The organism is Nocardia sp. NPDC019219, assembly GCF_040632645.1.
GTDB classification, from domain to species: domain Bacteria; phylum Actinomycetota; class Actinomycetes; order Mycobacteriales; family Mycobacteriaceae; genus Nocardia; species Nocardia sputorum.
Window position 1 is genome coordinate 230,586 of the sequence record NZ_JBEYCG010000003.1, and the last position, 17,470, is coordinate 248,055.

19 protein-coding genes are annotated in these 17,470 nt (G+C 67.5%); 12 read left to right on the forward strand and 7 right to left on the reverse strand.

Annotated features, from left to right (window positions below):
- Positions 1–2: 2 nt before the first annotated feature.
- Positions 3–1,601, reverse strand: a complete 1,599-nt coding sequence (locus ABZ552_RS08345) for a carboxyl transferase domain-containing protein (protein WP_281877393.1) — start codon at positions 1,599–1,601, stop codon at positions 3–5.
- A 93-nt stretch (positions 1,602–1,694) separates the two neighbouring features.
- On the opposite strand from ABZ552_RS08345, the gene ABZ552_RS08350 reads away from it, so the two are divergent.
- Positions 1,695–2,288, forward strand: a complete 594-nt coding sequence (locus tag ABZ552_RS08350; RefSeq protein ID WP_159843465.1) for a TetR/AcrR family transcriptional regulator — start codon at positions 1,695–1,697, stop codon at positions 2,286–2,288.
- Between the two features lie 8 nt (positions 2,289–2,296).
- Here ABZ552_RS08350 and ABZ552_RS08355 read toward each other — a convergent pair whose 3' ends face one another.
- Positions 2,297–3,043 (reverse strand): 3-hydroxybutyrate dehydrogenase, encoded by a 747-nt coding sequence (locus tag ABZ552_RS08355; protein WP_281877395.1) that lies wholly within the window; start codon positions 3,041–3,043, stop codon positions 2,297–2,299.
- Positions 3,040–4,425, reverse strand: coding sequence for an MFS transporter (locus ABZ552_RS08360; protein WP_281877397.1), 1,386 nt, complete (start codon positions 4,423–4,425; stop codon positions 3,040–3,042). The genes ABZ552_RS08355 and ABZ552_RS08360 overlap by 4 nt, the downstream gene beginning before the upstream one ends.
- 140 nt (positions 4,426–4,565) lie before the next feature.
- Here ABZ552_RS08360 and ABZ552_RS08365 point away from each other — a divergent pair, with 140 nt between their 5' ends.
- From ABZ552_RS08365 to ABZ552_RS08385, 5 genes are all read left to right on the forward strand, one after another.
- On the forward strand, positions 4,566–5,483 hold the full coding sequence (locus ABZ552_RS08365; protein ID WP_357436178.1) for a LysR family transcriptional regulator: 918 nt from the start codon (positions 4,566–4,568) through the stop codon (positions 5,481–5,483).
- 314 nt (positions 5,484–5,797) lie between these two features.
- Entirely contained in the window at positions 5,798–6,070 is a 273-nt protein-coding gene (locus ABZ552_RS08370) for a hypothetical protein (RefSeq protein ID WP_357436180.1), read from the forward strand.
- A 104-nt stretch (positions 6,071–6,174) separates the two neighbouring features.
- The gene (locus tag ABZ552_RS08375) at positions 6,175–6,465 is read left to right on the forward strand and encodes a hypothetical protein (protein WP_281877399.1); all 291 of its coding nucleotides are present in this window, start codon (positions 6,175–6,177) and stop codon (positions 6,463–6,465) included.
- A 102-nt stretch (positions 6,466–6,567) separates the two neighbouring features.
- A complete protein-coding gene (locus ABZ552_RS08380) occupies positions 6,568–6,702 on the forward strand; it encodes a hypothetical protein (protein WP_281917211.1) in 135 nt (44 codons plus the stop codon).
- 48 nt (positions 6,703–6,750) lie between these two features.
- A complete protein-coding gene (locus tag ABZ552_RS08385) occupies positions 6,751–7,647 on the forward strand; it encodes a LysR family transcriptional regulator (RefSeq protein WP_357436182.1) in 897 nt (298 codons plus the stop codon).
- A gap of 12 nt (positions 7,648–7,659) precedes the next feature.
- On the opposite strand, the gene ABZ552_RS08390 is transcribed toward ABZ552_RS08385, so the two are convergent.
- The 3 genes from ABZ552_RS08390 to ABZ552_RS08400 all read right to left on the reverse strand — a co-directional run bounded on the left by ABZ552_RS08390 (position 7,660) and on the right by ABZ552_RS08400 (position 11,586).
- Positions 7,660–8,184 (reverse strand): GNAT family N-acetyltransferase, encoded by a 525-nt coding sequence (locus ABZ552_RS08390; RefSeq protein ID WP_357436184.1) that lies wholly within the window; start codon positions 8,182–8,184, stop codon positions 7,660–7,662.
- A 526-nt stretch (positions 8,185–8,710) separates the two neighbouring features.
- Positions 8,711–10,132 (reverse strand): helix-turn-helix transcriptional regulator, encoded by a 1,422-nt coding sequence (locus ABZ552_RS08395; RefSeq protein WP_357436186.1) that lies wholly within the window; start codon positions 10,130–10,132, stop codon positions 8,711–8,713.
- Positions 10,133–10,269: 137 nt separating this feature from the next.
- Positions 10,270–11,586, reverse strand: a complete 1,317-nt coding sequence (locus tag ABZ552_RS08400) for a helix-turn-helix transcriptional regulator (RefSeq protein ID WP_357436188.1) — start codon at positions 11,584–11,586, stop codon at positions 10,270–10,272.
- Between the two features lie 261 nt (positions 11,587–11,847).
- Between ABZ552_RS08400 and ABZ552_RS08405 the strand changes: the two genes are divergently transcribed.
- The 4 genes from ABZ552_RS08405 (at position 11,848) to ABZ552_RS08420 (ending at position 15,059) form a co-directional block, all read left to right on the forward strand.
- Positions 11,848–12,216, forward strand: a complete 369-nt coding sequence (locus tag ABZ552_RS08405) for a hypothetical protein (RefSeq protein WP_357436190.1) — start codon at positions 11,848–11,850, stop codon at positions 12,214–12,216.
- A gap of 194 nt (positions 12,217–12,410) precedes the next feature.
- Entirely contained in the window at positions 12,411–13,517 is a 1,107-nt protein-coding gene (locus ABZ552_RS08410) for a 4Fe-4S binding protein (protein WP_357436191.1), read from the forward strand.
- Positions 13,518–13,812: 295 nt separating this feature from the next.
- The gene (locus tag ABZ552_RS08415; RefSeq protein WP_281917214.1) at positions 13,813–14,079 is read left to right on the forward strand and encodes a hypothetical protein; all 267 of its coding nucleotides are present in this window, start codon (positions 13,813–13,815) and stop codon (positions 14,077–14,079) included.
- Entirely contained in the window at positions 14,076–15,059 is a 984-nt protein-coding gene (locus tag ABZ552_RS08420; protein WP_281877410.1) for a hypothetical protein, read from the forward strand. Before ABZ552_RS08415 ends, ABZ552_RS08420 begins: the two co-directional genes overlap by 4 nt.
- Before the next feature lie 8 nt (positions 15,060–15,067).
- On the opposite strand, the gene ABZ552_RS08425 is transcribed toward ABZ552_RS08420, so the two are convergent.
- A complete protein-coding gene (locus ABZ552_RS08425) occupies positions 15,068–15,541 on the reverse strand; it encodes a hypothetical protein (RefSeq protein WP_281877412.1) in 474 nt (157 codons plus the stop codon).
- A gap of 134 nt (positions 15,542–15,675) precedes the next feature.
- Between ABZ552_RS08425 and ABZ552_RS08430 the strand changes: the two genes are divergently transcribed.
- On the forward strand, positions 15,676–16,101 hold the full coding sequence (locus ABZ552_RS08430) for a PPOX class F420-dependent oxidoreductase (RefSeq protein ID WP_281877413.1): 426 nt from the start codon (positions 15,676–15,678) through the stop codon (positions 16,099–16,101).
- Between the two features lie 211 nt (positions 16,102–16,312).
- Positions 16,313–17,062 (forward strand): precorrin-4 C(11)-methyltransferase, encoded by a 750-nt coding sequence (gene cobM / locus ABZ552_RS08435; protein ID WP_357436194.1) that lies wholly within the window; start codon positions 16,313–16,315, stop codon positions 17,060–17,062.
- The last annotated feature ends 408 nt before the right edge of the window (positions 17,063–17,470 follow it).

Below are 17,470 nucleotides of genomic sequence, written 5' to 3' on the forward strand. Positions count from 1 at the left end.
CATCACATCCGGAATACGCCGTAGGAAACGGGTTCGAGCGGGGCTTGCGCGCACACCGAGAGAGCCAGCCCGAGCACGGTTCTGGTGTCGGCGGGATCGATCACGCCGTCGTCCCACAACCTGGCCGTCGAGTAGTAGGGGTTGCCCTGGCTCTCGTACTGTTCCCGGATCGGGGCCTTGAACGCCTCTTCGTCCTCGGCCGACCAGGGCTGCCCGTTGCTGTCGAGCTGGTCGCCGCGCACCGTCGCCAGCACCGACGCCGCCTGCTCGCCGCCCATCACCGAGATGCGTGCGTTCGGCCACATCCACAGGAAGCGCGGCGAATACGCGCGCCCGCACATCGAGTAGTTGCCCGCGCCGTAGGAGCCGCCGATGACGACGGTGAGCTTCGGCACGCGCGCGCAGGCCACCGCGGTCACCATCTTCGCGCCGTGCTTGGCGATGCCGCCCGCCTCGTAATCGCGGCCGACCATGAAGCCGGTGATGTTCTGCAGGAACAACAACGGGATGCTGCGCTTGTCGCACAGCTCGATGAAATGCGCGCCTTTCATGGCGGATTCGCTGAACAGCACGCCGTTGTTGGCGACGATGCCCACCGGATGTCCATGGATGTGCGCGAATCCGGTGACCAAGGTCTTGCCGTATTCGGCCTTGAACTCGTGGAAGCCGCTCTCGCCCTCGGGTGTGCCGTCGACCAGCCGGTGAATCACTTCGCGCACGTCGTAGGGGGTGCGCAGATCCACCGGCACCACGTCGTAGAGCTCGGATTCCGGCGCGGCGGGCGCGATGACCGGACGGACGTCCCACGGGACCGGCGTGCGCGGTCCGAGGGTGGCCACGATGCGGCGCACGATGCGCAGCGCGTCCTGGTCGTCCTCGGCCAAGTGGTCGGTGACACCGGAGGTGCGCGAATGCAACTCGCCGCCGCCGAGTTCCTCGGCCGTGACCACCTCACCGGTCGCGGCCTTCACCAGCGGCGGGCCGCCGAGGAAGATGGTGCCCTGGTTGCGCACGATCACTGCCTCGTCGCTCATCGCGGGCACGTAGGCGCCACCGGCGGTGCACGAGCCGAGCACCGCGGCGATCTGCGGGATCCCCTTGGCGCTCATGGTGGCCTGGTTGTAGAAGATGCGCCCGAAGTGCTCCCGGTCGGGGAACACCTCGTCCTGGCGCGGCAGGTACGCGCCGCCCGAGTCGACCAGGTACACGCACGGCAGCTGGTTCTGCAACGCGATCTCCTGCGCGCGCAGATGCTTCTTCACCGTCATGGGGTAGTAGGTGCCGCCCTTGACCGTCGCGTCGTTGGCCACGATCACGCACTCCCGGCCGGACACCCGGCCGATCCCGGTGATGATCCCGGCGCCGGGAGACTCGTCGCCGTACATCCCGGTCGCGGCCAGCGGGGAGAGCTCGAGGAACGGGCTTCCCGGGTCCAGCAGTTGGTCCACGCGCTGCCGGGGGAGCAGCTTGCCGCGCGCGACGTGGCGGTCGCGCGCCTTCGCCGGGCCGCCCAGCGCCGCGGCAGCCAGCCGGGCGCGCAGGTCGTCGACCAGCGCCGCGTGCGCGGCGCGGTTTCCGACGGCCTCTTCGGTAACGGTCATCACGCCATCCTGTCGTCCAGTTAGTCGACGATAACTGGAATTCAGGTTAGTCTTGATTAACCGAACTGTCCAGGTCGGCGGAAAGGAACGCGTGTGACCAGTGCCGAATCCGTCGCGCCCACTCGTCGTGAGCAACTGAAGGCGCAGCGCAGGACACAACTGCTGGAGGCCGGAGCGCGGTTGATCGCCGACCGCGGCTTCCTCGGCATGCGCCTGGACGACCTGGGCGCCGCCGTCGGGATCAGCGGCCCCGCGGTCTACCGGCACTTCCCGAACAAAGAGGCGTTGCTGGTCGAGCTGCTGGTCGGCGTGAGCCAGCGCCTGCTCGACGGCGGCAAGGCGGTGGTCGCGGGCGCGAACTCCGCCGAACAGGCGCTCGCCGGGCTGGTCGATCACCACTTGGACTTCGCGCTGGGCGAACCGGAGCTGATCCGCATCCAGGACCGCGACCTGGACAACGTGCCCGCCGCCGCCCGCCGGGAGATCCGCCGCACCCAGCGCCGGTACGTGGAGATCTGGGTGGGCGTGCTGCGCGAGTTGCATCCGGAGCTACCCGAGGAGACGGCGCGGGTGCAGGCCCACGCCGTCTTCGGGCTGATCAACTCCACCCCGCACAGCGCGAGCGAGGCGACCGCCGCACGGGCCCGGCCGGTGCTGCGCGGGATGGCGCTGACCGCGCTGGGTTGAGCGCCCCCTCATCGAGCGCTCCACCCGCCGTCCATCGTGTAGGCCGCGCCGGTGACCATGCCCGCCTCCGGCGACACGAGCCAGCTCACCAGCGACGCGACCTCCTCCGGCTCCACGAGGCGCTTGATCGCGCTCTCGGTGAGCAGGATCTTCTCCACCACTTCCTGTTCGGGCACGCCGTGCGCCTTGGCCTGGTCGGCGATCTGCTTGTCCACCAGCGCTGTCCGCACATAGCCCGGGTTGACGCAATTGCTCGTCACCCCGTGCGGGCCGCCCTCCAAGGCGGTGACCTTCGACAGCCCTTCCAACCCGTGTTTGGCCGTCACGTAGGCGACCTTGTATTCGGAGGCGCGCAGGCCGTGCACCGACGAGATGTTGACGATCCGTCCCCAGCCCTGCCGGTACATGTGCGGCAGCGCCGCGCGCACCAGCAGGAACGGCGCCTCGACCATCAGCGTGAGCAGGTCGCGGAAGCGCTGCGGCGCGAACTCCTGGATCGGGCTGACGTGTTGCACCCCGGCGTTGTTCACCAGGATGTCGACGTCGAGCGCCAGGTCCTCCAGCGCCGCGACGTCGAGCAGGTCCACCGCCCACGCCTTGCCGCCCAGTTCCCCGGCCACGGTCTTCGCGCCGGCCTCGTCGACGTCCGCGACCGTGACCGTGGCGCCGCGCGCCGCGAGGGCACGGGCGCACGCCGCGCCGATGCCGCTCGCGCCGCCGGTGACCAGGGCGCTGCGCCCCGCCAGAGCACTCATCGCACGGTCACTTCGGCCCGCGCGCCGAGCGTCGCGGCGTCGGCGTGATCGATGCTTTCCAAGGTCAGCCCCTTCGTCTCTCGTGCGACGAGCACGGCGATCGCGCTCACCGCCGCGGCGCCCGCCAGGTACCAGGCGATCGGCACCGCGGAGTGGTAGGTGTTCAGCAGCCGGACGGCGATGATCGGCGCGAGCGAACCGGCCACGATCGAGGTCACCTGATAGCCCAGCGACACACCGGAGTAGCGCATCCGGGTGGGGAACATCTCGGCCATGATCGCGGGCTGTCCGGCGTACATGAAGGCGTGGAAGATCAAGCCGATGACGATGGCGGACATGATGACCACGTTGTGCCCGCTGTCCATCATCGGGAAGGCGAAGAAGCCCCAGGTGCCCGCGGTGAGCGCGCCGACCAGGTAGACCGGCCGCCTGCCGAAGCGGTCGGACAGGCTGCCCACCAGCGGGATGGTCACGAAGTGCACCGCGTGCGCGGCGAGCAGCCACCACAGGATCACCGCGGTGTCGGCGTGCACCTGCGTCTTCAGGTAGGTGATGGTGAACGTGACCACCAGGTAGTACATGACGTTCTCGCCGAAACGCAGCCCCATCGCGGTCAGCACCCCGCGGGGGTAGCGGCGCAGCACCTCGACCACGCTCAGCGAGGTCGCCTTGATCTGCTCGGCTTCCCGCTGCGCCGCGACGAAGATGGGCGCGTCGGTGATCTTGGTGCGGATGTAGTAGCCGATCAGCACCACGACCGCCGACAGCCAGAACGCGACCCGCCAGCCCCAGCCGAGGAACGCCTCGTCCGACAGCGTGGAGGTGAGCACCAGCAGCACTACCGTCGCCAGCAGGTTGCCCGCGGGCACGCCCGCCTGCGGCCAGCTCGCCCAGAAGCCGCGGCTGCGGCTCGGGCTGTGCTCGGCGACCAGCAGCACCGCGCCGCCCCACTCCCCGCCGACCGCGAAACCCTGGATGAAGCGCAGCGCCACCAGCAGTGCGGGCGCCCAGTAGCCGATCTGTCCGAAGGTGGGCAGGCAGCCCATCAGGAAGGTCGCGCTACCCACCAGCACCAGGCTGAACTGCAGCAGTTTCTTGCGGCCGTACTTGTCACCGAAGTGCCCGAAGACCACGCCGCCGAGCGGGCGCGCCGCGAACCCGACCGCGTAGGTGATGAACGCGGCGAGGATGGCGTCCAGGTCACTGGTGCCCTTGGCGAAGAACACCTTGCTGAACACCAGCGTGGCTGCGGTGCCGTAGAGGAAGAACTCGTACCACTCCACGACGGTGCCCGCCATCGACGCGGCCACCACGCGGCGCAGGCCGCTGGTCGTCCCGCCGGAATCCGCCGCCGCTGTCGTCGCGGCGCTGTGCTCCCTCATCGCACTTCTCCTTCGTGCCGGGGGCCACACTTCGATCCCGATGTGACCGCCCCCACATTGCTCGGCTGCACCGAGTATTAGTGCAGACGATTTGCGCCGCAATGACCATTAATGCAGTTCTTCTCTGCAAAGATGCAGATATGCGCCCGGCCTCTGCTGGTCGTCCCAGCGCGGACGACCTTCTCGTCCTCCTGGCCGTCGGGCGCTCGGGCCGATTCGTCACCGCGGCCGAGGAACTCGGCATCAACCACACCACCATCTCCCGGCGTATCGCCGCGCTGGAGCAGACCCTCGGCGGCCGGGTGCTCACCCGGGTGGCCGGTGGGTGGGAACTGACCGATCTCGGCCGGGAGGCGCTGGCCGCCGCGGAGGCGGTGGAGTCGGCGGTGAAATCACTGGCCGCGGACGAAAGCGGGAACCGGGTGCTGGAGGGCGTGGTCCGAATCTCGGCGACCGACGGTTTCAGCGCCTACATCGCCGCGCCCGCCGCCGCCGAGGTGCAGCGGCGGCATCCGAAGATCTCGGTCGAGATCGTGGCGACCACACGCCGCGCTTCGCAACAGCGGTCCGGCCTGGACCTCGAGATAGTCGTGGGGGAGCCGCAGGTGCACCGCGCCACCGCCACGCACCTGGCCGACTACTGCCTCGGCCTCTACGGCTCCCGCGGGTACCTGCGCGAACACGGCGCGCCCGCGACGATCGATGACCTGGCCCGATATCCGCTCGTCTACTTCATCGATTCCATGCTGCAAGTCGATGATCTCGACCTGGCTTCCAGCTTCGTACCCACGATGCGCGAATCTGTCACTTCGACCAATGTTTTCGTGCACGTGGAAGCCACGCGCGCCTCGGCCGGTCTGGGCCTGCTGCCCTGCTTCATGGCCGACCGCCACACAGATCTCGTTCGTATCCTGGCCGATTCGGTGACGGTAACCCTCGGCTACTGGCTCGTCGCCCGCACCGAAACCCTCCGCCGCCCGGAAGTGGCCGCCGTCGTCACCGCGATCCGCGCCATGGTCGCCGATCAGCGTGACACCCTCCTGGGCCGCCGTCGCTGAGACCGCAAGCGCATCGGTCGCCCTCTGCGAATTCGCAATCCGGCCATCCAGGACGCTGTCGCAACCACGAACATCCTCGGCCGGAAACTGCTCGCGCACAACCCCGCCGCCCCAGACGAGCCCGGGGCGAGATCGACTGCCATAAACGGTGTGTGACCCGTCACCGGCTCCGGGCAGAAATGGGGTTTCCCGCGCTCTCGATCGGTCAACAAACCATGCGGCGGACCGCCGGTCGGGGGCGCGGACGCCGATGACGATCGAATCCATTGCCCGGCACGAGGATCGCGCCCGGCCAGGGCGCAGAAGGAGGACAAGTGCGATCCATCCGAGCCGGTCTCATCGCCGTGACGCTCGTTGCCGCCACCGTGGCGGGGACGAGTTCGGCGCATGCCGATGAGACCCTGCCCGGCGCGCCGAAGGACGAGATCATCACGGTGGACGTCGATCTGCTGGGCTGCTCCCTCGGCGCCGGACTCGGCCTCGACCTCCTGCTGGCGCTCACCGCGGGCAACGGTTCCAGCACCACCATCGGTTCCGGGCTGGCCACCCGCCTGCGCGCCGCGGGCTGCCTGCCCTGGCAGCGCTGATCCATAGCGGAGTTCGACGGCATGCACCCTGATCCGCACACCAGCGGTGGGGGCATGGCTTTCGTTGTTTCGCCGGTGGGTCGAGAGTGCAGGACTATGGGGACGTGAGTACTCCTGCACCCGGACCTGTCTTCGACGTGATCGCCGTGCTGAACGGCGTGGTGGACCTGCACTCCTATCCGCGCCGGAACCTGGTCCTGAGCTCGCCGCCGCGGATAGAGTTCCGCGCCCTGGGGGACAACAGAACAACGATCTTCGAGCCGGTTGTCCACCTGCTCAATGGCATCGAACTGCTCGAATCCCAGGGTTGGGAGCTGGTCAGCGTGATCGAACGGAGCGTCGACAGCTCGGACCGCAGGGAGTGCTGCGTGATGGCGTTCATGCGCCGCCCCTGATGAATCGGCCGGCCGTCTCCGGGCCGCCGATCGCCCACTTCGACGCCACCGCTCGAGCGGAGGCCCGGAGAGCGGCGTCCGGCGGTCAATACACTCGCGCGCATGACCGTGCATTTCATCGGGGCCGGGCGGGTGGGTCGCGCGCTCACGCCCGCGGTGTCGTGCGCGCAATCCCACCTCTACGACCCGGCGCGGGTCCGCGGGTGCGGAGCGCTCCTGCGCTTGGGGCGGACCTGAGCGATCCGAAAGCGGCGAAGGAAACGAAATCGACCAGGAGGGCCCCCGGTGGAGCTCAGGGACATCGAGATCTTCTTGACATTGGCCGAGGAACTGCACTTCGGTCGCACCGCAATGCGGCTGCACTTGTCCCAGGCGCGGATCAGCCAGTCCATCAAGAATCAGGAACGCCGCATCGGCGCCCGTCTCGTCGATCGCTCCAATCCACGCGATATTCAGCTGACTCCGATCGGGAACCGCCTGTTCGCCGAACTGCTGCCGAACTATCGCGGCGTGGTCCGAGCCATCGAACACGCCCGCCAGAGCGCGCGTGGGATCTCCGATGTGTTGCGGGTCGCCATGATCGGCTACAACCCGTACGACTATCAGCCGTTCTGGGATGCATTTCGTCGTAACCATCCCGGGTGGGAACTGCGTATCCGCAGTAGCGAATTCGGCGACCAGTTCGGCCCGCTGCGCCGCGACGAAGCCGACATCGTCATCGCCTGGCTCCCCGTCGAAGAACCGGGCCTGACCGTAGGGCCAACCATCTTCACCGAGCGCATGGTGGCGTTGATGCCGGACAATCATGAACTGGCGGGCGAAAAATGGATTTCACTGGAAACATTCGGCGATCGCGGCGTACTCGCGCCGGCCGACCCCATGCCCGAGTACTGGGAGGATGCGGTCAGTCCTTTCCACACTCCTTCCGGACGTCCGATCCACCGCGTCGCGCCCATCTCGACGTTGGAAGACATCCTGGTCAGCGCCAGCACAAGCGAAGTCTTCACCAGCTGCATGAGTCATATCGCTCGGTACTATCCGCGCCCGGGCATCACCTATACGCCGATCAGCGATTCCCGGCTGGTTCGCTGGGCGTTGGTCTGGCGCACGGAGTCGGAGACCCAGCAGATTCGCGCTCTCGCGCGAGTAGTCCGCGACCTGGGTGCACTCGAACGAGGGTGACGAAGCTGCCTGTCACGCTCGATCCCAGCGCTTCAGCAGTTCTGCGCGAGCGCTGCGAGGCAGCACCAGTTGCTGTTGTTCCGCCACGAGTCCAGCCGCTTGCATCGGAGGTGGCGTCGCGGTCGGGGGACCGACGGGCGAGAACCCCAGCTTCAGATGCGCGGCATAGGCTTCGGTGCGGATCGTCGTGTTGCAGTGGACATCGACATCACCGAAGAATTGCAGCGCTTCGCGCATCAAGGCGCGCCCTATGCCCATGGCGTGATACTCCGGCAGAATGTGCCACGCGTAGAGCTGCCCATCGCCGTTCGGGCGCCGTGCGGCCTCGACGAACCCGGTGATCTGCCCGTCGGGGGCGCGATGCACGAAGAAGGTTCGTCCGTACTCGGTAAGCGATGTCGTGAGCTCTCGATGTTTTCGCGATGCCATGTCGGCGATGAGCCGCTGTACTCCGCCGGTTTCGGCTCCGGGCAGATTCTCATAGGCCTTCTCGCATCCGCGCAGTAGTGCGTTGACGAGACCCGGCACATCCGCCACAGTCGCGTGTTGGATGGCCGATCGCGGGATCTCGCGTCGCCTCCCATCTGCATGACTTGATTTGTGCGATGACGACAGGACCTGTCGCGTTGCCGAGGCATCGGTCGCCCCCGGCACTTCACTGTGTTTCCGAAGTCCGTGAGCGATCGTGCGGTATCCGGTCCCCGCTCCGGCACCGGCTGCCTTCGTTGTCTTCGTCAAGCGGGCTGCGATCCGGGCCAACAAGGAAGGTAAGTCTTTCAGCGCAACCACCACAGATCGTCCGAAAGTTCTCCCCCCACGACTCGGAAGGGCCGGCGAATCTGCCGCATGGGCCGGATCTCGGACAACAACGCTCCAGGAGACAAGATCGGATGTGTATCCCAAGCGTGCGATGACCACCAGCGCGGAACAACGCCGAATCCGGGCGTAGACGATCACTCATACTTATCGGTCGCGACGCACCCGCCCACAATCACAGGCCGACCGCGCCGTGCAGCACCGGCCCAGCCGCTGCGAAGTCACAGGTCTGGCCGAGACCCTTTTGTCATGCCGTGCGGGCGGTGCGGGTGTCGAAGCGGTGGCGGAAGTGTTCGGCGTCGTCGCCTCGTGTGCGGGTGGCGGCGACGCGGACCGGGCGTAGTTCGGCGAGGAGGCGCGGGGAGTTCACCTGGGTTTCCAGCAGGTTCAGGGTGGCGTGGGCTTCGGTGATGGCCGAGGTGGTGTCGCCGAGGCCCGCCAGGGCGGCGGAGTAGTAGGCGCGGTAGGAGGCTTCGTCCCGCGGACTCTGGGTGCCGCGGTCGCCGATCGTTTCCCGGTAGATGCCGACCGCGCGGTCGTGCTGGCCCAGGTAGACGCGGCCGCGCGCCTCGATGGACCGAATCTCGAACGGCGTGACATGGTGCAGCCACACCGGCTCGTCGGCGTCGTCGAGCCCTCGATCGACTTCACGCCAGGCGCGCGTCATCGCTTGTTCGAAGTCCTGTCGTTCCCCGATCGCCGCGTGCGCCACGGCCTCCCGCGCGGAGCGAACCGCATTCAGCCGGGCCGATGGGATCCGGCGAGCGAGATGGCTGGCGCGCTGTGCCAGCCGCACCGGTTCGCGGCTGGCCGGTCGGTCGGTGGTCAAGAACGTCAAGCTGGCGAGTGCATTGGCGAGCAATTCGTCATTGTCGGCCTGCTCGGCCAGCAGCACCGCTTCTACGTAGCAGCGCCGCGCGACACCGGAGCGCCCGGCATCCAGAGAGAGCCAACCTGCGCAGCGAGCGAGGCGGCTGGTCTCGGTCAACAGCCGCACACCGGTGTGACTGCCATAGACGCCGTGGTCGAGCAGTCGGCGAGCCAACGCGTATTGCCGGAGTGCGAATTCGGCGATATCCCCGCCGCCGAAGTGGTTGTCGTGCTGCCATATGCGCTGCGTGAGTGTCTGCAAGTAGTCGACGTGACTGGACCCGACCCGCGTTGGCACGGTGGATGCCGTAGTGCTCGCGGCCAACGTGGTGATCGTCGCTGCCAGGCCGAATTGTCTGCGGTCCATGTCGTCGGCTCCTCTCCCCCCATCTCCGATGGTCCTCGGATCCCCCGCTCCCAGCAAGATTGGAAGCAACGCCGTGCGCGGCACCCCTAACGCATCGGCGGCGCGGACCAGTTCCCGCACATCGAATATGGTCCCCACTTCTCCGCGTTCGACGCGTCCCGCGTGGGTGCGGTCCCAGTGCAGGAGTGCGCCGAAGTCGGCCTGCGAGAGTCCCATCTTTCTGCGGACGAGGGCGAGAGCCTGACCGGGCCGCCCTTCAGCGAGCAACTTCCGGAATTGTGGCGACTTCCACTCCTCTTCCATCTCGTTATCGATCACCATCGGCCCCCCGTCCCGAAATCTATTGTGAACTGCGCACTTTAAGTACTGTTCGAAAGCTGCGCGGTGGCTACCGCAGATATCGCACATCTCGTCTCGCGCGCTTGACAGCATCGAGGGCGCAATACTCGCCGAATTGGGTCGGCTGAACGACTGGGCGATGGCTGACTGTGTTTTACACGAATATGACGGTTGCTACCTGCGACGTATGGAGCCAACCGCCTGGCGGCGGGATGCGCGGCAGCCCCGAGTCATGCCGTGCGGGCGGTGCGGGTGTCGAAGCGGTGGCGGAAGTGTTCGGCGTCGTCGCCTCGTGTGCGGGTGGCGGCGACGCGGACCGGGCGTAGTTCGGCGAGGAGGCGCGGGGAGTTCACCTGGGTTTCCAGCAGGTTCAGGGTGGCGTGGGCTTCGGTGATGGCCGAGGTGGTGTCGCCGAGGCCCGCCAGGGCGGCGGAGTAGTAGGCGCGGTAGGAGGCTTCGTCCCGGGGGAAGAAGTCGGCGTGGGCGATGCTCTCGCGCCACAGATCCACCGCACGGCTGTGGTGGCCGAGCATGCGGAGTCCTCGTGCCTCATGGGCGCGCAACTCGGCCTCGGTGACGTGATCCAACCAGGCCGGATCGTCCGGGCTGTCGAGACCGCGATCGGCTTCGCGCCAGACTCGCGTCATCGCGCGATCGAATTCCCGCTCGTCGCCGACGGCCGCATACGCCGTCGCCTCTTCGGCGGCCTTCAATGCGTTCATGCGGGCCGAAGGAATGCCCCTGACCAGTTCGGTCGACCGCCGAGCCAAGCGCACGGGCTCGGCGAACGAGGCCGGTGACGACGCGGCGAGGTTCGCGAGGTCTCCGAGGGCGGCGGCCAATAAAGTATTGTCGCCGCACTGTTCGGCGAGCAGAACCGATTCCGTCAGTCGGCGTCGAGCCGTGCCAGGGTGATTATTGTCGCGGGCCAGCCACGCGACGGTATTCGACAACCATCCCGTGGCGCTGACCAACTCGTCGCCTATGCGCCGGCCGTACGACCTCGAGTCCAGTAGCCGTCGCACGGAGGCGTATTGCCGTGCCGCGTAGTGGAATACTCCGCCGCCTCCGTGATGGTTGTCGTGCTCCCAAAGCCGTTGTGAGAGCGCACGGATGTACGTGACATGACCGGTGCCGACTCGTATCGGTTCCGCCGCCCTGCTCGGCGGTATGGCGACACCCGCCACTGCCGTCATCGTCGCTGCCAGGCCGAATTGTCTGCGGTCCACGTCATCGACTCCTTCGCCAGCCCCGTTGTCGATGGTCCCCGTCTCAGGTGTCGCGAGCAAGAGAGGGAGCAGCGCGGAGCGGGGGATGCCGAGGGCATCGGCGGCGCGGACGAGTTCCCGCACATCGAATATGGTCCCCACTTCTCCGCGTTCGACGCGTCCCGCGTGGGTGCGGTCCCAGTGCAGGAGTGCGCCGAAGTCGGCCTGCGAGAGTCCCATTTCTCTACGGACGAGGGCGAGGGCTCGACCGGGCTGTCCCTCGGCGAGCAATGTGCGGAATTGTGGCGACTTCCACGCGCCGCCGATCCCCTGATCCATGATTCTTCGCCCCCTGCCCCGAATTCCACTGTGTCGAGCGAACCTTAAGCAAGTTCGCCCGGGTTGTGGCGCGCAACCGCAGATATCGCACACCTGCTCTCGTGCGCTTGACAGCGTGGAGATACGGCTTGCGTTCCTCGAGGCTCGAAGTGCGCGCCGCCGGGGTGATGCCGTGCCCGGCACGGCACTCCGGACGCGGTGAGCCGCGAAGGGTGGCGAAAGCCCCCGGCGGCGGGCGCTCCCATCGAACGAGAGGTGATCATGAAGCCGAAAGTTGTCGGATATCTGCGCCGCGACATCTCCGGACGCCGCACGCGCAGACACGAAATGGAAATCCGCGCGCTGGCGAAGGCGTCGGGGTTCGATCTGGCGCGCACCCTGGTCGCCGGGCCGACCGCGCCCGCGTCGCTCGCGGCGCTGCTCACCGTGGTGGTTCGCGTCGGCGCGGTCGCGGTGCTGACTCCCACCCTGGAACACGTGGAATTCCGGGCGGACGAGATCATGGCGGTGTGCGCGTTGATCACGCTCGAATCCCGCCACTGTCCGCCGCGGGGGATGGCGCCCGCCCCGCCGCCTCCTGGCCCCTCGGGCCCCGCATCGGCAATCGGATGGAAGCAACGGTCACCGTGACCCGTGCCATGATCGCCGAGCTTCTCGGCCGACCGCATTGATGTCGTCACGAATCTGACTGCCGCAGGACCTCAGCAGCGCTGGAGGGCTGGAGCCGACAGGAGAATCCTGCGGTGGTCCCGCGATGAGTTTCGGTGTCCCGGCACGTCCAACTCTTTGAGGCCGTGTCGGTCTCGCAGGGATAGGAGGGCTCGATGTCGGAAACGAACCAGGAATCATTCGGGCCGCGACGGCTGGCGCAGCATCCGACCGTCCAGCGGATGGCGCAGCGGCCGCGGACCACGCCTGACCCGGTGCTGTCCACCGCTCAACTGCGCGAGATCTGTCTTGCCGCAGGCGCGGACGACGTGGGCTTCGTTCCGGTCGACGACCCGCGCGTGGCCGAAGAACTCGAGCACGCCCGCGGAATATTGCCCAGCGCACGAACATTCATCGCCTTCTGTGTGCGGATGAATCGCGATAATCTCCGCAGCCCCCAGCGCAGCCTGGCCAACGCCGAGTTCAACCACGCCGACGACGAAACGAATGAGGTCTCCCGCCGGATCACGCGGGCGCTCCAGGACGCCGGCTATCGCGCCGTGTATCCGGCGCCGGGATATCCGATGGAGGTCGATCAGTTTCCCGGGCGCGTCTGGGTGATCGCGCACAAGGTGGTGGCGCAGGCGGCGGGCTTGGGCGTGATGGGCATCCACCGCAACGTCATTCATCCGAAGTTCGGCAACTTCATCCTGCTCGGCACCGTGGTGACCGATGCCGTGGTCGACGAGCCGAGTGCCGCGCTGGATTTCAACCCGTGTCTCGAGTGCAAGTTGTGCGTGTCCGCCTGCCCGGTCGGCGCGATCACCGACGACGGCGGGTTCGATTTCCAGGCGTGCTACACGCACAACTACCGGGAGTTCATGGGCGGCTTCACCGATTGGGCCGAAACCATCGCAGACAGCGCCGACCGTGCCGAGTATCGCGAACGGGTGACCACGGGTGAGTCGTTCTCGATGTGGCAGAGCCTGTCGTTCAAGCCGAACTACAAGGCCGGCTACTGCATGGCCGTGTGCCCGGCCGGTGAGGATGTGATCGGAGCTTTCCTCGACGACCGGAAGGGGCACTTGGCGGAGGTGGTGCGGCCGTTGCAGAACAAGCCGGAACCTGTCTACGTGCTGCCGGGCTCCGCCGCGGAGGAGCACGTCACACGCCGTTTTCCAGCCAAGACCCCGAAGCCGGTCACCAACGGCTTCCCGGACGAGGTGAACACGCTGCTCGATCAGATCGGCCCCCGGCCCCGCCCGCGCGGCGCCTCGGACTGATCGGGGAGCGAATTCTCCGCAGCTGAAGGGGCCCGGGCAGGAGCGCGGTGCGGTTGTCCGGAGCCTGCCCTCGTCCAGAGAAACCGACCGATCGGTAGTAAATTCCCTCCCTGAGACGTCGACAGTCCATCCGGGGCCTCCGCCCCGGCCGGACATCGAACCGCTGCCGGGCGGTTGTCGCAGGTGAAGGTGAGGGATCATGGCCGAGTACGCGCCGACTCTGGTCGCAATCTACGACGTCGGTCACGCGCAACCGCGCCGAGTGGCCGAATTCGGGTCGAATCCGGACGGTGGCGTGACGCTCACGGTGATCGATCCCGACGGATGCCTCGTCGCCGAACGGTTGTACGAGCGCGGTATCAAAGTTTTCGATCCGCCCAGGCGGATATTGCCGGACGAGGGCCCGCCTTTCCTGCGTGCGTTGCTCGATTCGCAAGCGATGAGCTACTACCGCGTTGTCGATGAAAGCCCGGATGAGCGGCAACGGCCGAGCGGTCGCACGCCTTGGTCCGCGAATCCGGCATCGGGTTCGAATGGCGCGTCGACGCCGCCCGCTCGGTGAGGGACGCTGTCACCCCGCTACTTCGCAACATCACCCGGCGCCTGACCAGAACCCTCGATCTGGGGACTCGGACCGCCGCGGGCACTTATCGGCGCACCAGCGGCACGCTGGACCTCGGTGCTCGCACGTTCCGGGACGCGGACGAGCGGTCCTCGCATTTGTTGGAAGAAGCGCGCACCCGAGTGCAGCCGCATCCGGAGCAGGCGGCTCGGCAGCGAGTGTGGGATTACCAGCCCAGTGCGGCCGAATCCGCCATGAGTGCGCGCAGGCTGACCACCGATGTCGAGTTCGAAGGCGACATGCGAATAGCGGTGGCGAAAAGTTCCACCACAGTACGGAAGATGCGTTCCGACGATGGGGAATTGAATATCTATAAACCTATCCACGGTGAGCAATACGACGCGGGGCTGCCATTCGTGCACGCTCCCGGCGCGCTGACGAGCCGGGAGATCGCGGCCTATCGGGTCGATGAACTACTCGGTTTCGGCAGGGTGCCGCCGACGGCCAGGACGGACGGCGTCATCGGGCCGGATGGCAGAGCGTCCGGGCCCGGCATGATCCAGCAGTTCGTCGAGTCCAAGCCGTCGAGGCCGGTGGAGGAGTATCCGAGAATCCAGCAGCAACAAGTCGCGGTACTCGATTACATCATCGGCTCCATGGATCGCCATCCCCGCAACTATCGCACCGTGGAACGGGACGGACAGCTCGAAGTCGTCGCCATCGATCACGGCCGATCATTCCCGCTGTCGACTCGGCCGCTCGAGATCGATATCGATTCCGATTTCGCAATGGCGCAGAAGGGCGAGCGCCTCGAAGCGGAGGTCTTCCGCGCGGTCGAAGGCGTCGACATCGGCCGCTTTCGCGCGGCGCTCGGCGACGCCGGTCTGCACGACAACGCGATCGACGGCGCGGTGGCGCGGCTGGAGAAGATCCGGGAACTCGGCATGATCCCGGCCGACGCCAGGGTTCTGCCACCCTGATCCGCTGGTCACCCGGCCTGGGGATGCGGGCGCCGTTCGATGGTGTTCCGCGCCCGTGTCAACACATCCTGGACTTCGAACCCGGCGGCCTGCCACGAGTCGGTGGCGAGACCGACTCTGCCGCGCCACTTCCGCATGATGTCGGCGTGCACCGGCCAGCGCACGAACCGCCGCATGTCCTGCTCGGTCTCCCACACCGAGATCGAACCGCCGCGCGCCTCCGACGGCCGCGCCCACAACCACAGGCCGACCGCGCCGTGCATCACCGGCCAATTCCGGCCCAGTCGCATTCCCGTCTTGTAGATCGCCTGAACGTCCTCGTCGGAGGCGGCCAGGAAGTCGGTCACGCTGACGAACACCGGCCCGCGGGTGTCGTGTCGCGGTCCGGCTTGCCAGGGCAGGAGCATGGTGCCTTCGGAAAACGGCTGTTCGCCCGCGGTATCGGGCCGGTCGGAACTCTGCTCCGAGGAATTGATAAGCATGCGCAGATGATATGCATATGTTTACCGTTTTGCCAAGGTTCGCGGGAGCGCACCGGCGCGCCGCCGTGTGCCGCGGCTTCGCTCCCGGCGATTCGTCGCGCGCTCCGGAGCGGGCCGCGACCTAGGGTGGTCGGATGGCCTCTCTCTCCGATCCAGAAGTGCGCGAGTTCCTCTCCCACGGCACCCGTACCGGCAAGGTGGCGTTCGTGGCCGCCGACGGCAGTCCGATGGTGACGCCGGTGTGGTTCGTCCTCGAGGGGGACGCACTGGTCTTCAACACCGGCAAGTCCAGCGCGAAGGGCAAGGCGTTCGCCAGGGACGGGCGCGTCTCGGTGTGCGTCGACCTGGAGGAGCCGCCTTACGCGTCGGTGCAGTTGCGGGGCACCGTCACGCTCTCGGAAGACCCCGATGAATTGTTGCGCACCGCCACCGAGATCGGCGGCCGTTATATGGGCGCGGACCGCGCCGAAGAGTTCGGCAAGCGCAATGGCGTCCCCGGCGAACTCGTCGTCCGCCTCCGGCCCGACAAGGTGATCGCCCACTTCGACGCCACCGCCTGAGCCGGCGCGCCTCGCGCGTGCCCGGTGGCGTCGCCACCCGGACCGCCGGGCACAACTGCCGGCGGGGCGAGGCCGCGAAAGCCGGTGTTCGGTTGCGAAGCGACCCGATCGGGGAGCGGCGCGAGTTCGACACCAGCGAGCCGAGGAACCGGTCGGCTCCGGCGCTCGGTCGCCGCGAGCGTGGTGACCGGCGGTCAATACACTCGCGCGCATGACCGTGCATTTCATCGGGGCCGGGCCGGGGGCGGCCGATCTGCTGACGGTGCGCGCGGTCGAGCTGCTGCGCGCGTCGCCGGTGTGCCTGTACGCGGGGACCTATCTGGACCCGGGGGTGCTGGCGTACTGCGCACCGGACGCCGAGCTGGTCGATACCCAGCATCTGGACCTCGACCAGATCACCGAGCGTCTGGTGCGCGCGGATCGGGCGGGCCGGGACGTGGCTCGCCTGTGCTCGGGCGACCCGTCGCTGTATTCGGCGTTGACCGAGCAGACCCGCAGGCTCGACGCGCAGGGCGTGGCGTGGGATGTCACGCCGGGCGTGCCCGCCTATGCCGCCGCTGCCGCGGTGCTCGGTGCGGAGCTCACGGTGCCCGAACTGGTGCAATCGGTCGTGCTGACGCGCACGCAGGCCCGCTCCACCGCGATGCCCGAGTCCGAAGCGCTGGCGAACTTCGCCGCCACCGGCGCCACCCTCGCGCTGCACCTGGCCATCACCCGCGTCCGCGCGTTGGCCGCCGAACTGTCCGTCGACTACGGCCCGGACTGCCCGGTCGCCGTCGTCTACCGCGCCAGCCAGCCGGAGCAACTCGTCCTGCGCGGCACGCTGGCCGACATCGCCGACCAAGTGGAGGCCGCCGGACTGCGGCAGGCCGCGGTGATCCTGGTTGGCCGTGCGCTCACGCCTGCGGTGTCGTGCGCGGAATCGCACCTCTACGACCCGGCGCGCGTGCGCGGGTCCTGACGGCGGGTGCCTGAGATGCCCGCCGGCTCGGCGCGAAAGTGCCCGGATTGGTGCGCCGGTGACTCATGTGAGAACCGCAACATCCGGCTGGCAAACATTTGCAAAGCCGCTGCCAGGGGTGATGTTCTCTCGCTATGACCGATGGTTGGTTGCCCGCCGGGGGCGACGGTAGATTGATCCGGTGATTCGCAAAGAAGGTCCCGGCGGAGCCGGTCGGTGGGTTCTGGGCACGGTCGAGCTCATGTAACAAGCCCGGCACGTTGGACAGATAGTTCAATTGAACATTTTTTGCCTGATTTGATGTGAGAACTCAACCCGGAGACGCAGGCGCCACGCTCGGACAGGTGTGCGCCCCCTCCGGGTGTGGTCGGGGAGCGCTTGCGTGGTGTTCCGGAAGCGAGGTTACGG

Excerpts from the sequence above, each read along its gene's own strand:
- ABZ552_RS08345 (WP_281877393.1), bottom strand. The coding sequence starts at position 1,601 with ATGACCGTTACCGAAGAGGCCGTCGGAAACCGCGCCGCGCACGCGGCG.
- ABZ552_RS08355 (WP_281877395.1), bottom strand. The coding sequence starts at position 3,043 with ATGAGTGCTCTGGCGGGGCGCAGCGCCCTGGTCACCGGCGGCGCGAGC.
- ABZ552_RS08360 (WP_281877397.1), bottom strand. The coding sequence starts at position 4,425 with ATGAGGGAGCACAGCGCCGCGACGACAGCGGCGGCGGATTCCGGCGGG.
- ABZ552_RS08365 (WP_357436178.1), top strand. The coding sequence starts at position 4,566 with ATGCGCCCGGCCTCTGCTGGTCGTCCCAGCGCGGACGACCTTCTCGTC.
- ABZ552_RS08380 (WP_281917211.1), top strand. The coding sequence starts at position 6,568 with ATGACCGTGCATTTCATCGGGGCCGGGCGGGTGGGTCGCGCGCTCACG.
- ABZ552_RS08395 (WP_357436186.1), bottom strand. The coding sequence starts at position 10,132 with ATGCTGTCAAGCGCGCGAGACGAGATGTGCGATATCTGCGGTAGCCAC.
- ABZ552_RS08400 (WP_357436188.1), bottom strand. The coding sequence starts at position 11,586 with ATGGATCAGGGGATCGGCGGCGCGTGGAAGTCGCCACAATTCCGCACA.
- ABZ552_RS08405 (WP_357436190.1), top strand. The coding sequence starts at position 11,848 with ATGAAGCCGAAAGTTGTCGGATATCTGCGCCGCGACATCTCCGGACGC.
- ABZ552_RS08410 (WP_357436191.1), top strand. The coding sequence starts at position 12,411 with ATGTCGGAAACGAACCAGGAATCATTCGGGCCGCGACGGCTGGCGCAG.
- ABZ552_RS08425 (WP_281877412.1), bottom strand. The coding sequence starts at position 15,541 with ATGCTTATCAATTCCTCGGAGCAGAGTTCCGACCGGCCCGATACCGCG.
- ABZ552_RS08430 (WP_281877413.1), top strand. The coding sequence starts at position 15,676 with ATGGCCTCTCTCTCCGATCCAGAAGTGCGCGAGTTCCTCTCCCACGGC.
- cobM (WP_357436194.1), top strand. The coding sequence starts at position 16,313 with ATGACCGTGCATTTCATCGGGGCCGGGCCGGGGGCGGCCGATCTGCTG.